This is a genomic window from Halomonas sp. PAMB 3264, from assembly GCF_031954245.1.
In the GTDB taxonomy this organism is placed as follows: Bacteria; Pseudomonadota; Gammaproteobacteria; order Pseudomonadales; family Halomonadaceae; genus Vreelandella.
Genome location: NZ_CP134866.1, coordinates 238,377 through 252,876, shown reverse-complemented (window position 1 = coordinate 252,876; position 14,500 = coordinate 238,377). Strand labels below are relative to the sequence as shown.

Sequence of the window (14,500 nt, the reverse complement as noted above, 5' to 3'; positions counted from 1 at the left end):
TCTGTACAAAAATGACCGTGACTACATGCCCATGAAGCTGTTCGACGAGATTTCCCGCGAGCGCCCGGCAACGCCCTTGCTCGACGCCATTGATCACCCGGCCGCCCTGCGCGCCATGAACGACGCTCAGCTCGCCGAGCTTGCCGACGAGCTGCGTGCCTACCTTCTTTACAGCGTGGGCGTTTCCGGCGGCCACTTTGGCGCGGGCCTTGGCGTGGTCGAACTCAGCGTGGCGCTGCATCACGTCTTTGATACGCCCAGAGACCGGCTGGTGTGGGACGTGGGCCACCAGGCCTACCCGCACAAGATTCTGACCGGGCGGCGCGAGGCGATGACCGGTATTCGCCAGCACGGCGGCCTGGCCGCCTTTCCGCGCCGCGCCGAATCGGAGTTCGACACCTTCGGTGTGGGCCACTCGAGCACGTCGATCTCGGCGGCGCTCGGCATGGCGCTGGCCGCTCGCGCGCAAAACGAAGACCGCCGCGTCTGCGCGATCATCGGCGACGGCGCCCTGACCGCGGGCATGGCGTTTGAAGCGCTGACCCACGCCGGCCATGTCGATGCCAACATGCTGGTGGTGCTCAACGACAACGAGATGTCGATTTCGGAAAACGTTGGGGGCCTGGCGACGTATCTGGCGCGCATGCTGTCGAGCAAGCCGTATCTCAAGATGCGCGAAGAGAGCAAGAAGGTGCTCTCGCACCTGCCCGGCGCCTTGAAGCTCGCCAAGCGTACCGAAGAGCACATGAAGGGCTTCGTCAGCCCCGCCACGCTGTTCGAGGAGCTTGGCTTCAACTACGTCGGCCCCATCGACGGCCACGATCTGGAAGCGCTGACCGATACGCTGAGCGCGCTGCGCGAACAGAGCGGCCCGCAGTTTCTCCATATCAAGACCGTCAAGGGCAAGGGCTTTTTGCCCGCGGAAGCCGACCAGATCGGCTATCACGCCATCACCAAGCTGGAAAAACCGCGCGGTGCCAACGCCGAGGCGAAAAAGCCCGCCGCCGCCCCGGCCGCACCCAAGCAGAAGTACTGCAACGTGTTCGGCCACTGGCTATGCGACATGGCCGCTCATGATGCACGGCTGATGGGCATTACCCCGGCCATGCGCGAAGGCTCGGATCTGATCCGCTTCTCGAAGGAGTACCCCGAGCGCTACTTCGACGTGGCGATCGCCGAGCAGCACGCGGTGACGCTGGCCGCCGGCATGGCCTGCGAGGGCATGAAGCCGGTCGTAGCGATCTACTCGACCTTTTTGCAGCGCGGCTACGATCAGCTGATTCACGATGTGGCGGTGCAGGGGCTCGACGTCACCTTTGCCATCGACCGCGCAGGGCTGGTCGGCGAGGATGGCCCGACCCACCACGGCAGCATGGACATCTCGTTTCTGCGCTGCGTGCCCAACATGGTGATTCTGGCCCCGGCGGACGAAGCGGAGTGTCGCGCCATGCTGAGCGCCGCCTACCAGCATGAAGGCCCGGCGGCGGTGCGCTACCCCCGCGGTACCGGCCCCGGCGTAGCAGTGCCCGAGCACCTGGAGCCCTTAACCATCGGCCGCGCCGACACGCGCCGACGCGCCGACGGCGACGGCCCCAGGGTGGCGCTTCTGGCGTTTGGCAGCATGAACGGCCCGGCCGAGGAAGTCGCCGAGCGCTTAAGCGCCACGCATATCAACATGCGCTCGATCAAACCGCTGGACCGCGACGCGGCGCTGAGTGCCGCCGCCGAGCACGACCTTCTGGTGACGCTCGAAGAGAACGTGGTGGCCGGCGGCGCCGGCAGCGCCATCAGCGAGCTACTGCACTTTGAAAACGTAACGGCCAACGTGCTGCACCTGGGCCTGCCCGACAGCTTCGTCGAGCACGGCACCCCGGACGAGCTTCTGCGCGACTGCGCCTTGGACGCGGCCGGCATTCAGGCGGCGATCGAAAAGCGTCTTGCGGCGTTAAACGACTAGCCCCAACGACCACCGGCCGTCAGAGCGGCCTGCCGGCTGGCGGCGTCTGGTTTTACACGCGCGCCGAGTGCGCTACTCGCCCGCCTTCGTCAGGCGTTCGATCGCCTCAACGGGAAGTACCAGCTCGACCGCATCCAGCGTATCGTCGAGCTGTTCGAGCTTCGTGGCGCTGGCGATCGGCGCGGTGACGCCGTTTCGGGCGAGCAGCCAGGCCAGCGCCACCTGGGCGGGCTTGACTCCAAGTTCATCGGCCACGCTCAGAAGCTCGCTCAGCACGCGCTTGCCGCGCGCATCGAAGTAGTGGCCGAGAAACTGCTCGCGGTCACTGCCCTTGGTGTCTTCCAGCGTCTTGTACTTGCCGGTGAGAAAGCCGCTGGCGAGCGAAAAGTAGCTCACCACGCCAATCTCCTGCTCACGTACAAGCGTTGCCAGCTCGCCTTCGTACTTGTCGCGCTCGACGAGGTTGTAAAGCGGCTGGATCAGCTCGTAGCGCGGTAGGCCCTGCGCTTTCGAGACGTCCAGCGCCTGGCGCAGGCGCCCGGCCGAGTAGTTGGACGCGCCGATCGTGCGTACCTTGCCCGCCTCGATCAGCTTCGAGAACGCGGTGAGCGTCTCCTCGAGCGGCGTATCCTGGTCGTCGGTATGGGCGAAGTAGACATCGAGATAGTCGGTGTTCAGCCGCGTGAGCGAGTCGTTCACCGCCGCTTCGATATTGGCCGCCCCCAGCCCCTTGCGCGCCTCCCAAAGCCCCACCTTGCTCATCAGCACGATGTCGTCGCGCTTGCCGGTCTGCTTGAGCCATTTGCCCAGCACCGTCTCGGACTCACCGCCTTCGTGGCCCGGCGCCCAGGACGAGTAAACGTCGGCGGTGTCGACGGCGTTGAAGCCGCGCTCGACGAAGCGGTCCAAAAGCTCGAACGAGCGTTTCTCATCGGCGGTCCAGCCGAACACGTTGCCGCCAAACGCGAGCGGCGCGATTTCGATGCCGGAGCGGCCCAGTGGGTGTTTGTTCATCATCCTACTCCCTGTTGGATTTTGAGGTGTGCGAGGGTTTGAGATAGTGCGCTTTCGTCAGCCTGGCAGGCGGTGGCGGCGACGCCAGCGCGACTGTTAAGTCAACGTGTTCGATAAGGAGCGCACAAGCTCGATGCGCAGCGCCGGTGACGGCCCGCCGCTTGAAGTGAGGCGCACCCAGCCCTGGGCTTCGAGCTCGGCCAGCGCGCGGCGGATCAGCGCGTGCTCGATTTCCAGGCGCCGCGACAGCCGCGCGCTGGAAATCCCTAACTTGCCCTGCTCATCGAGGGCCAGCAGCACCAGCGCTTGCAGCGCGTCGAGCGCCGGGTAGGCGCGCTGCAGGTTCTCAAGCGCGCGTTCGAGTGTTTCCATCAGGCAATGCGGGCGCTGGGTTCCAGGCGAATGGCGATGGATTTATACGCCGGGGTATGGCTGCCTTCGCCCTTGTGGGAAAGCGGCACCAGCGGATTGGTTTCCGGGTAGTAGGCCGCCGCGCAGCCGGCCGGGGTGTCGTAAGCCACGACCTTGAAGCCCTCGACCCGGCGCTGGACGCCGTCTTCGGATTCGCCCACCAGATCGACCCACTGCCCGGCGGATACACCCAGGCGCTCGATGTCCGCCTTATTCAGAAACACGACCTGGCGGCCATTTTCGATGCCGCGATAGCGGTCGTTGTAGCCGTAGATGGTCGTGTTGTACTGATCGTGAGAGCGCATGGTCTGAAGCGTCAGCCAGCCCTCGCGGGCGGCCATGCGCTGGTGCATCACGTCTTTTGGCAGCGGCGCGTCGGAGAACACGGCCTTGCCGCTTTCGGTCGGGAACGTGCGCTCGGCGGTGGGGTTGCCGAGCCAGAAACCGCGCGGCACCCGCACCCGCTCGTTGAAGTTGTCAAAACCGGGAATCACCTCGGCGACGTGCTCACGAATCACGTCGTAGTCGTTTCGCATCGCCGCCCAGTCGACCGCCTCGCTTCCCACCAGCTTCTCGCCAAGCTGGGTCAACAGCGCAATTTCCGAAGGCAGATGGCGGCTTGCCGGGCGATTGATACCCGCGGAGCCGTGCACCATGCTCATGGAGTCCTCGACGGTGATCAGCTGGGTCTTGCCGCCGGTCTTGTCGATTTCGCTGCGCCCAAGGCAGGGCAAAATCAGCGCTTTCTCGCCGGTGATCAGGTGGCTTCTGTTGAGTTTGGTGCTGATGAACGCGGTCAGCCGGCACTGGCTCATCGCCGCCTCGGCCACGAAGGTATCCGAAATCGCCCGAGTGAAGTTACCCGCCAGCCCCACGAACACCTTGCCCGGCGCGTCGCGCATCGCGGCGACCGCGGCCACGGAATCGACCCCGTGTTCGCGCGGCATGGAACGCTTGTAGCGCGCCTCGAGGGCGTCCAGAAGCTCGTCGGAGGGCTGCTCGAAAATGCCCATGGTGCGGTCGCCCTGGACGTTGGAGTGGCCGCGCACCGGCGAGGTGCCGGTACCGAGCCGGCCCAAATTGCCGCGTAACATCAGCAGGTTGACGATCTCGCGCACGGTGGGCACCGAGTGCTCGTGCTGAGTGATGCCCATTGCCCAGCAGATGATCGTGGCATTCGAGCGGGCGTAAAGCTCGGCGGCCTTCTCCATCTCGGCCCGGGTGAGGCCGGACTGCGCCTCAATTGCCCCCCACGGGGTCGCCTCGACCAGCGTCTGGTACGCCTCGAGCTGCTCGGTGTGCTCGCTGAGAAAGGTGTGGTCGAGCACCGTTTCGCCGCCAGCCTCGCGCTCGAACAGCGCCTTGGCAATGCCGCGCACCGCCGCCATGTCGCCGCCAAGCTTCGGGCAGAAGTAGTGCGAGCTGATGCGGTGGCTGCCGTTGTGCAGCATCTCCAGCGGCTTCTGCGGGTCGGCGAATTTCTCGAGGCCACGCTCGTGAAGCGGATTGAAGCTGGCGATGATGGCGCCGCGCTCGGCGGCTTCGCGCAGCGTCCCCAGCATGCGCGGGTGGTTGGTGCCCGGGTTCTGGCCGAACACGAAGATCGCCTCGGCGTGCTCGAAATCCTCCAGCCGCACGCTGCCCTTGCCGGTACCCAGCGCATCGCCCAGCGCCACGCCGCTCGCCTCGTGGCACATGTTGGAGCAGTCCGGCAGGTTATTGGTGCCGTAAAGACGCGCCAGCAGCTGGAACACGTAGGCGGATTCGTTACACGCCTTGCCGGAGGTGTAGAAGATCGCGTCATCCGGGGTGGGCAGGGCCTTGAGCTCATCGGCGATCAGCGTGAGCGCCTCGTCCCAGCCGATCGGCTCATAGTGGTCGGTCTCGGCATTGTAGGCCATGGGCTCGACCAGCCGGCCCTGATCCTCGAGGCGATAGTCATCCCAGCTCTTGAGCTCGGTGACGCTGTAGCGGGCGAAGAAGTCGCGCTTGACCTTCTTGGCCGTGGCCTCCCAGGTCACCGCTTTCACGCCGTTTTCGCAAAACTCGAACGACGAGCCATGCTCCGGGTCGCCCCAGGCGCAGCCGGGGCAGTCGAAGCCGTCGGGCTGGTTGAGCTTCAACAGCGAACGAGCGTTGGTCGCCGGCGAGCGGCTGTGCAGAAGATGCTGGCCCACCGCCTTGAGCGCGCCCCACCCGCCGGCCGGGTTGCGATACGTGCCCACGTCCGGGTCGTGTTCGCGGGCTTTTTTATCGGCAGGCTTTTGGCTGCTGGGCGAGGTCATTGCGCATCTCCTGGCAAGGCATTCGGGGCGGCCATTGGCGTGGCCGCCGACCGTTATCAAGCTCATAAAGTCTGGACAAAAGTCCGACAAGGTCAAGCGAGAGAAACCAATCCTTCTATACTGACTCTCAATTCTCGATATAGTGGCGCTGGATAACCGCTTAGCCCGCCCTTTTTTCACCCGTTTTGAGAGAGCCATGGTATTTCTAACGATTTCGACGCTGCTGTTTGGATTATTGGGCCTTGCCCTGTTCGGCCCGGTGGGGCTACTGATGGGCGGTGCCTTCGGCTTCTGGATCGCCCAGCGCGCCGTGCGCCGGCTGCTGGCCGCCCGCGTGCAAATCGAGCAGGGGTATCTGGAGTCGGTGTTTTCGGTCATGGGCTGTCTGTGCCAGGCCGATGGTCGCGTCAGCGACGGCGAGCGCGACATCGCCGAGCGCCTGTTCACCCAGATGCGTTTTAACGACGCCCAGCGCCGCCAGGCGCGCGCCGCCTTCGAGCGCGGGCGCGGCGACGATTTCGACCTCGAGGCGGAGCTTGCCACGGTCGGGCAGCTGACTCGCCGCCAGCCGATGCTGCGTCAGATCTTTTTGCAGGTACAGCTCAACGCCATCGCCGCCGACGGCGAGATTCACGACGACGAGCGTGCGATGATGATGCGCGTAGCCCGCGGCATCGGCTGCAGCGACACCGAGATTCAGCAGCTCGAAGCGATGCTCGAGCGCGCCGCGAGCAACGGCCAGGCGACCAGCGAAGCCTCATTGAAGGATGCCTACCGGGTGCTCGGCGTCAGCGAAGAGGCGAGCGACGCCGAAATCAAAAAGGCCTACCGGCGCCTGATGAGCCAGAACCACCCGGACAAGCTGGCCAGCAAGGGCCTGCCCGAGAGCATGCGCGACATGGCCCAGCAGCGCACCAGCGAGATCAGTAACGCCTTCGAGCGCATCAAAAGCGCGCGCGAGGCGAATTAAATCGGTCGCGCCCGGCGGCGTCGGCTCACTGTTCGACCAATGGAGATTTCACCATGCGTCTATCCGTTTCACTGGCTTCTATTGCCCTCATTGTTAGCGGCGTTTCAGCGGGTCAGGCGCTCGCCCAAACCGTCGGCGAGCGCCTGACCGGCAACGAAATTCGTGAGCTGATCTGGGGCCATCAGGTGCAGGGCGCCATGGCGGGAGACCAGGCGTACAGCGAGATTTACCTGCCCAACGGTGAAATCGTCGGCGACGGCTACTCGGGCCAGGCCAGTATCGAAGGCGACACCATGTGCTTCGACTACGGCGGCGACGACGTCAGCTGCTACGGCGTACGGCTGGATAACGACGGCCGGATCGAATGGATCGAAGAGGATAGTGTTGTCGGCTACGGTGACATCAGCGACGCTCCCTGATCGCCCTTTAACCACTGGCACTCTTGTTTCAAGTCAGGTGACCCATGATCACACTTTACGGATATCCCCATTCCCGCTCGCTGCGCGCGGCCTGGACCCTCGAGGAGCTTGGCGTCGAGTATCGCTGCCAGCACGTGGCGCTGGACAAGGGTGAAGGTCGCTCCGAGGCGCACCTGGCGCGCCATCCGGAGGGCAAGGTCCCAGTGCTCGAGGACGGCGATTTGGTGCTGTTCGAGTCTGTCGCCATCTGCCGCTATCTGGCCGAGCGCTACGGCAACGCCCCCCTTTTGCCCGACTCAGCCGAAGGGCGCGCCGAGGTCGACCAGTGGCTCTGCTTCGTGACCACGGAGCTTGAACAGCCGCTTTGGAATCACGCCAAGCACACCTTCGCACTGCCCGAAGAGCACCGGGTGGCGGCGGTCATCCCTACGTGCGCCTGGGAGTTTGCGCGCGCGCTCAAGGCGCTCGAGCGCCGCTATCAGGGTCAGACATATCTGGTGGGTGAGCACTTCACGCTGGCAGATCTGTTTTTGGCCCATACGCTGAGCTGGGCGAAGAGCATGAAGTACCGCCTGCCGGAAACGCTCGAGCACTACATGACCGCACAGCTCGAGCGCCCCGCCATGGCCCGCGCCGTCGCACAAGAGAAAGCCGCCGCCGAAAAAGCCGGCAGCGAGCCGACCGGCTAACCCGTTTGATGGGCGCTGGTCACACTTTTGGCGCCGACCTACAATGACGGCCTCGCTTTCAAGGGAATCAACGATGCCCGCCTCCAGGCCCGTATTGCTGTTCGACGTCTTCAAAACCCTGCTCGTCTTCGACGGTGACCACGTCGATGCGGGCACCTTCGCCTTTCTCGCCGACTGGCTGCGCTACCGCCAGGTCTTCATTGAGGCGCCCAGGCTCGAGCAGCGCTTTTGGGCGATTACCCGAGGCCAGCTCGAGGCCGCCGGCGGCGAAGCGCCGGACGTCGACGTGCGCCGGGTGTGGGAGGCGCTGCTTGCCGAGGCAGGCGTGCCCGCCGCGCGCCGCGACGCGCTGGCCTCGGAGCTCGCCCTGACCTATCGTCAGATCACGACCCGCGAGATCGGCCTATGGCCGGGCACGCGCGCGATGCTCGACGCCTGTGCCGCAGATTTTCGCCTTGCCATCGCCTCCAACACCCAGCGCGCCTACACCGAGGCCGAGCTTTCCATGCTCGGGCTTTGGGACGATTTCGAGCTCGTGCTGTTCAGCTCTGACGTGTTGGCCTGCAAGCCGGACCCGGCCCTGTTTCGCGCCGCCCTCGAGGCGCTCGACTGCCCTGCGGACAACGTCATCTACGTCGGCGACAACCCTTTTGATGACGTGCTGGGCGCCCGTCAGCTCGGCATCCCGACGATTTTGCTCGACCGCGGCACGCCGGCGCCGGAAGGCGTGGCGCTGCCGACACCGCTGGCCACGCTCCAGGATGGCGACCCGCTGGCGGTGGCCCGCATCGCACGCCAGCACTTCGGTTTGGAAAGCGCTCCGTGAAGCGGCTGAGCGCGGCACAGGTCGATGAGCGGCTCGCCGCTCGCCAGAACGACTGGGTCGACTTCGTCGGGTGCGCGCTCGAGGAGGTCGACTTCGGCAATCCGCACTACGCCACGCTACTCGAACGCTTCGATTTTCGCGACGCGCGGCTCTTTCGCTGTACCTTCACCAACGCACAGCTTCGCGACGTGAAGTTTCAACAGGCCGAACTGATCGACTGCGACCTGCGCTACGCCGAGTTCGAGCGCGTCTCTTTCAAGCGCGCACGGCTCAAGGGCTGCGATTTCTACCGGGCGCGACTGGGGATGAATACCGTCTTCGAGGCTTCGGACATCAGCGCCTGCTCGCTGCATCTGGCGGTGTTCGACGGCGTGGCGCTACCGCGAGCGGCGATTGAGGAAGGATTCAAAAGCGGGCTGTTGCAGGAGCGCGAGGAGGACTTCGCCGCGTTTCACGCCGATTTGGCGGCGCGCGGCCGGGGCGACGATCCACGACGTACCCCGCTGCATTTGTCGCGCCGCCATCGCGAGGCGGCGGATATCTATCGCGCGCTGTCGGCCCACTGGAGTGCCAAGGGCAGCACGCGGGATGCGGGCTGGGCCTATTATCACGCCCGTCGGCTGGAAACGCGGGCGGTACGCCCGGACCAGGTGTGGCGGCGCCGGCGCATCGAGCGAGAGCTGGATACGCCAACGCGCCCGGGGCTCTTTCGTGCAACGCTGCGCTGGCTGTTGGGCACCAGCGCCGATCTGGTCGCCGGTTTTGGTGAAAGCCCGCTGCGCGTGATGGTAACGCTGCTGGTCGTGATGCTCGCCTTCGCCGGCCTTTACGCGGTGACCGGCGTGGCAGGCGCACAAGGCGAAACGCTGAACACGCTCAACGACGCGCTGTTGTTCAGCGCCCAGGCGATGACCGCCTCGCTCGATGCCGAGCTCTCGAGCCGCTGGCTGAAGTGGGCCACGACGCTCGAAACGACGCTCGGCATCACGCTGCTCGGGCTTTTGGGGTTTTGCCTGGGCAACCGGCTGCGAAACGCCTGAGAGGCAGGCCTCAAGCAGGCCGACGCACCAGCGTTAGCCAGTACTCTTCTAGCGAACGAATCGAGGCGATGAACCGCTCGATGTCCATCGGCTTGACGATGAACCCCGCCGCGCCCAGGTCGTAGGAGGCGAAAATGTCCGCCTCGGCCTCCGAGGTGGTCAATACCACCACAGGAATCCGGCGCAGTGCCTCGATCGTTTTGATGCGTTTCAAAAACGTCTTGCCATCCATGCGCGGCATGTTGAGATCCAGCAAAATCAGATCCGGTTTCGGCGCATCGGCATATCGCCCTTCCCGCTGCAAAAACGCCAGCGCCTCGACACCGTCGCCGACGTCGAACACCTCCACCAGCATCTGGCCCTCGCGAAAGGCCATCCGGCTCAAGTGCACATCAGCGGGTTCGTCTTCCACCAGCAGTACGACAAACGGCTCACTCATTGACGCTTCTCCCCGGGCAGCGGCAGGTCGAACACGAAACACGCACCGCCGTCCCTGCCATCCTCTATTGTTATTTGGCCATCCGCCTTGCGCAGCAGCTTCACTAAAATCGCAAGCCCCACCCCGGTACCGGGATAGGCATCTCCATTGGGCACGAGCCGATTGAACATCTCGAACACCTGCCGGCGATACTCCGGCGCGATGCCCTGGCCGTTATCGGCCACGCGGTACTGAGCGCGCCCCCTGACCACTTTCCCGCTGATTTCGACCGTCAGGGGGCGCGAAGGCTGACGATACTGCCAGGCGTTATGCAGCAGCAGCTTGAAGATCAGGCCCAGCTGCTTGCGATCGAAAAAGGCCTCGGGCAGCGGATGATCGATCAATAGCGCTTTTTGGTCGCGCAGCGGCCCCAGAAGTGGGTCTCGTTGATAAAGCTCGTCAATAATGCGCTCGACGTCGAGACGTTCAAGGGTCAAGGGCGTTTGATCCAGGCTCAAATAGCGCTGCACGTCACTGACCAGTTCGCTCAGCCGCTGCGCCTGGGTGTTGATGAACCCCACCGCCACGTTCGAGGAGTCGTCGAGCACCTCCGGCGGCAGGCGCTTCAACTGATGGGAGAAACTGACCAGGCGGCGGCTGGGCTCCTGAAAGTGATGCGCCATGGCTTGGCTGATGCGCTCGAGCTCGTGATTGCGAAACGATAGCTCGTCGATCAGGCGCGTGCGCTCACGCTGGGCGCCACGCAGGCGCCATAGGGCAAGAGCCAGCAGCACGATCACGATGCCCTGTGCCAGGGCGCTGCCGATCCAGAGCCAGCGCGTTCGCTCGCGGGCATGCTCGAGTTCCATCGTTTGCAGGTCGACCTGCTCTTCGATCGTGGCGACATAGCGCCGACCGGTCACACCATCCACCGCGCTCATGTCATAAAGTGAGGAGAGCAGCACGGCTTCGCCCTGCCACTGATAGGGCTGGGTGTAAACGCCGACCAGTCGGGTCGACCCATCTGCCAACCGATGGCGGAAAATCAGATGGTTTCTCTCCTGACGGCTGGCCAGCTGGATCTCGGCGCGAAGCTGCTCCGGTGTAAAGGTGTTGATCTGATCGATCTGCATCTTCTCCAGATTCGGGTAGCCATAGAACGCCTTGGCGGCGGGATTGGCACGCACAATCTCGCCATCGTCGACAGCCACCATCCACATCGGCGAAGGGCTATTCTGAAAAAACTCATCGAAGGTGGTTTGCCCCCAGGCGGTCAACGGAGCGAGCAGAAAAGTCAGCGCCAGTTGCGCGTATCGGCCTGACACGAAAAGGCGCTTCACGCGGCCACCTCCTCGGCCAGCACGACATGAAAACAGCTCCCCGTGCCCTTGCCCGCCGAGGTCACCCAAATACGGCCCTGGTGACGCTCGACGATCTTGCGACACAGCGCCAGCCCCACCCCGGTGCCTTCGAATTCGTCGCGCCCGTGCAAACGCTGAAACACCTTGAATAACCGAGGGATCTGATTCGGGTCGATGCCGATGCCGTTGTCGGCAATGGTGATATAAACCCCCTCTTCACGTCGCAGGCAGTCGATGCGCACCTCGACTGACGTGTCACCGGCGTGATACTTGAGCGCGTTGCCGATCAGGTTTTGAAACAGCCGCGTCATTTCATCGTGGCTTGCGCGAAGCCTGGGCCACTCGCCCTCGATGCGGATCGTCGCGCTGGCCTCTACCACCGCCGGGGCGAGAAAGTGCAGCGCTTCATCGAGGGTCTCGCGAAGCGCCACTTCGGTGAAGGATTCCCCCTGGCGGCCAATACGAGAGTACTCCAGCAGCGAGAGCAGCATGTCATCCATGCGTTTGGCGCCATCGCTCATGTAATGCAGCATGGTCTGGCCGTCGGCGTCGAGCTGATCGCCCAGGTGGCGCTTTAAAAGCCCGGCGTAGCTGGTCACCATGCGAAGCGGCTGGCGCAAATCGTGAGAGGCGGCGTAGGCGAAGTGCTCGAGTTCAGCGTTGGATTTTTCCAGCGACTCACGGTAAACGTCGCGCTCTTTTTGCAGCTCGTGGCTTTCGGTAATGTCACGCAAGTAGCCATGCCACATCGTGCTGCCATCCTCTAGCCGCTCAGGAACGGCGTTCCCTTCGATCCAACAAAGCCCTTTAGCGGGGTGATGGACGCGGAATATCTCGCTCCAAAGCGTTAGCGTGTTGGTAGAGACCTCAATGCTGGCCGATACACTTGCCAGATCATCGCGATGAATAATCGCAAAAACCTTATTAACGTCCCGGTTGGCCTCTTCCGGCGTAATACCATAGACCTCCTTCATGCCCTCGCTTGCGTAGGGAAAACTCATGGACCCATCCACGCCCCGCCAGAACTGATAGATCGTGCCGGGCAGGCGTGCACTGAGCTTGGTTAGACGCTCATGGATGACGCGCGCCTGGGTTTCGGCCTCCTTGCGTGCATCGATGTCGATATGGATACCCGCCATCAACAGCGGCGCGCCCTCCGGGTCCCGGGCCAGAACGCGCCCGCGCGAGTAGATCCATAGGTAGCGCCCGTCGCGATGGCGCAGGCGAATCTCGACGCCGTAGCTTTCGGCGCTCCCGTCGATGTGAGTCGAAAGCGCCTGGCGCGCTCGCTCAAGGTCTTCCGGGTGGCAAAGCCGCTCCCAGGTGGCGATCGTAACCGGCGCCAGCTCCTCGAGCGTATAGCCGAGCATGTCGGCCCAGCGCTCGTTGAGATGCAGCTCGTCGGTTTTGACGTTCCACTCCCAGGAACCCGCCGAGGTACCCCACAGAATGCCGTTGAGCGCCTGCTGCTGGCGACGCAGAATGCGAAGGTGCTGACGGCTTCGCCCGTAGACGTAGGCCAGCAGCAACAGCGAAGCGGCAAGCCCCGCCAGAAGCGCTGCCATCAACCAATCGTCTGAGAAAAAAGTCGCCGTGTTCGGGGGAGCAGCATCACCGGCGTACAGCGCCACAGGATAAAACGTACCCACGCACCAAAGCCCACGGCACCAGACCGCTCTTTGTACTTTGTTGGCTGCACGCCGTGAGTTCACGCCGACTCCTCGCATTGACAAGGTCCTTCGATGATAGGGTCCTTCAATGCGTATCGGCCAAATCGTCTTAAACGTTAATACACACCTGGTTGCGGCCGCTGTTTTTGGCCTCGTAGAGGGCGCTGTCGGCGCGGGCGAGCGCGCTATCGGGGAGTGTGTCGCTGCTTTTTAACACCGCCACGCCGATACTGGTGGTGACCTTGAGCGGCTCGCCGAAGCTTGGCACGCGTACCGCCATCGCCTCGACGGCGCGACGCAGCTTCTCGGCGGCGACCTGGGCGCCGCTGACATCGGTATCCGGCAACATCACTGCAAACTCCTCGCCGCCGAGCCGGCCAAACACATCCATCTTACGAAGCTCTGCGCTGACGGTATCGGCAAAGCGTTTCAGTACGGCATCGCCGGCGCCGTGGCCGTAGCGGTCATTGACGCTTTTGAAGCGATCCAGGTCGAACATCACCATGCAGGTGACGTAGCCGGGCTTGCGTTTGACCCGGGCAAGCTCACGCTCGGCCAGGTCCATGAAGCTGCGCCGGTTGAGCTGACCCGTCAGCTCGTCGTGCATGGCAAGTCGCGTCAGCTCTGCTTCCATGGCCTTGCGCGCACTGATGTCCTGCTGAACACCCACCATGCGAAGCGGTTTGCCGGAGGCGTCGCGGCTAACGATATGGCCAGACTCCAGCACCCACACCCAGTGGCCGCTACGGTGCTGCATGCGAAATTCGCACTCATAGTGGGCATTTTCGCCCTGAACATGGCGCTCGATGGCAAGCTCGATGCGTTCACGATCCTCCGAATGAACGCGCATGAACCAGGCGTTGGCGTCCGAGGGAAGGTCAGCATCGTCGCGGTGATAGCCGAGCGTTTCCAGCCAGCGGTCGCTGTAGATGAAAGTCTGGCTATCGAACAGCCAATCCCATACACCGAGCTTACCGCCGTTGATAGCGGCGGCCATGCGCTCCTCGGACAGCACCAGCCGCTGCTCCAGCTTGGCGCGGCTCATGGCATAACGAATGGCGCGATTGAGCGAGTCGGCGTCGATCTTGCCCTTGATCAGGTAGTCCTGGGCGCCAGCTTCGAGCACCTGAAGCGAAAACTCGGCATCGTCGTAGCCGGTCAGCACCACGATAGGAATGGCGCCGACGGTCTGTTTACACGTCAAAACGGTTTGAATACCGCTGGTATCGGGCAGGCTGAGATCCAGCAAAATGACGTCGGGCGGGCGGCTCGCCTGTTCAAGCGCATCGGCAAGCGCCGCCAGGCTTTCGACCCAGACCAGTTCGCTTTCCTGATGATCGTACTTGAAGGTGTACTGAATCAGGGTGGCATCGCCGGGGTCGTCTTCCACCAATACGATCGACAGCTGACGGGGTATCTGAGTCATGTCATGCCTTTTGA

The 14,500-nt window shown here is 63.6% G+C and carries 13 protein-coding genes; 6 read left to right on the top strand and 7 right to left on the bottom strand.

The annotated features are described in order from the left end of the window. Positions 1-25: 25 nt before the first annotated feature. Positions 26-1,957 (top strand): 1-deoxy-D-xylulose-5-phosphate synthase, encoded by a 1,932-nt coding sequence (dxs, locus tag RN347_RS01145; protein WP_311959454.1) that lies wholly within the window; start codon positions 26-28, stop codon positions 1,955-1,957. 72 nt (positions 1,958-2,029) lie between these two features. On the opposite strand, the gene RN347_RS01140 is transcribed toward dxs, so the two are convergent. The 3 genes from RN347_RS01140 to RN347_RS01130 all read right to left on the bottom strand — a co-directional run bounded on the left by RN347_RS01140 (position 2,030) and on the right by RN347_RS01130 (position 5,667). Next, complete coding sequence (locus tag RN347_RS01140; RefSeq protein WP_311959452.1) at positions 2,030-2,971, bottom strand: aldo/keto reductase; 942 nt, start codon at positions 2,969-2,971, stop codon at positions 2,030-2,032. 96 nt (positions 2,972-3,067) lie between these two features. Beyond that, positions 3,068-3,343: a helix-turn-helix domain-containing protein gene (locus tag RN347_RS01135; protein WP_311959450.1), complete on the bottom strand. Its 276-nt coding sequence runs from the start codon at positions 3,341-3,343 to the stop codon at positions 3,068-3,070. Beyond that, positions 3,343-5,667 (bottom strand): FdhF/YdeP family oxidoreductase, encoded by a 2,325-nt coding sequence (locus tag RN347_RS01130; protein ID WP_311959448.1) that lies wholly within the window; start codon positions 5,665-5,667, stop codon positions 3,343-3,345. The genes RN347_RS01135 and RN347_RS01130 overlap by 1 nt, the downstream gene beginning before the upstream one ends. Positions 5,668-5,863: 196 nt before the next feature. Between RN347_RS01130 and djlA the strand changes: the two genes are divergently transcribed. From djlA to RN347_RS01105, 5 genes are all read left to right on the top strand, one after another. Next, positions 5,864-6,637, top strand: coding sequence for a co-chaperone DjlA (gene djlA, locus RN347_RS01125; RefSeq protein WP_263585449.1), 774 nt, complete (start codon positions 5,864-5,866; stop codon positions 6,635-6,637). Between the two features lie 53 nt (positions 6,638-6,690). Further along, entirely contained in the window at positions 6,691-7,056 is a 366-nt protein-coding gene (locus RN347_RS01120) for a hypothetical protein (protein ID WP_311959446.1), read from the top strand. 44 nt (positions 7,057-7,100) lie between these two features. After that, positions 7,101-7,745: a glutathione S-transferase family protein gene (locus RN347_RS01115; RefSeq protein WP_311959445.1), complete on the top strand. Its 645-nt coding sequence runs from the start codon at positions 7,101-7,103 to the stop codon at positions 7,743-7,745. Between the two features lie 73 nt (positions 7,746-7,818). Continuing rightward, a complete protein-coding gene (locus tag RN347_RS01110; RefSeq protein WP_311959444.1) occupies positions 7,819-8,571 on the top strand; it encodes an HAD family hydrolase in 753 nt (250 codons plus the stop codon). After that, positions 8,568-9,611: a pentapeptide repeat-containing protein gene (locus tag RN347_RS01105; RefSeq protein ID WP_311959442.1), complete on the top strand. Its 1,044-nt coding sequence runs from the start codon at positions 8,568-8,570 to the stop codon at positions 9,609-9,611. Before RN347_RS01110 ends, RN347_RS01105 begins: the two co-directional genes overlap by 4 nt. Before the next feature lie 10 nt (positions 9,612-9,621). On the opposite strand, the gene RN347_RS01100 is transcribed toward RN347_RS01105, so the two are convergent. The 4 genes from RN347_RS01100 to RN347_RS01085 all read right to left on the bottom strand — a co-directional run bounded on the left by RN347_RS01100 (position 9,622) and on the right by RN347_RS01085 (position 14,486). Continuing rightward, on the bottom strand, positions 9,622-10,050 hold the full coding sequence (locus RN347_RS01100; protein ID WP_263585454.1) for a response regulator: 429 nt from the start codon (positions 10,048-10,050) through the stop codon (positions 9,622-9,624). Then, entirely contained in the window at positions 10,047-11,369 is a 1,323-nt protein-coding gene (locus RN347_RS01095) for an ATP-binding protein (protein WP_311959439.1), read from the bottom strand. Before RN347_RS01095 ends, RN347_RS01100 begins: the two co-directional genes overlap by 4 nt. Next, the gene (locus RN347_RS01090) at positions 11,366-12,955 is read right to left on the bottom strand and encodes a PAS domain-containing protein (RefSeq protein ID WP_311959437.1); all 1,590 of its coding nucleotides are present in this window, start codon (positions 12,953-12,955) and stop codon (positions 11,366-11,368) included. Before RN347_RS01090 ends, RN347_RS01095 begins: the two co-directional genes overlap by 4 nt. Before the next feature lie 214 nt (positions 12,956-13,169). Then, positions 13,170-14,486, bottom strand: a complete 1,317-nt coding sequence (locus tag RN347_RS01085) for a diguanylate cyclase (protein WP_311959434.1) — start codon at positions 14,484-14,486, stop codon at positions 13,170-13,172. Positions 14,487-14,500 lie beyond the last annotated feature (14 nt).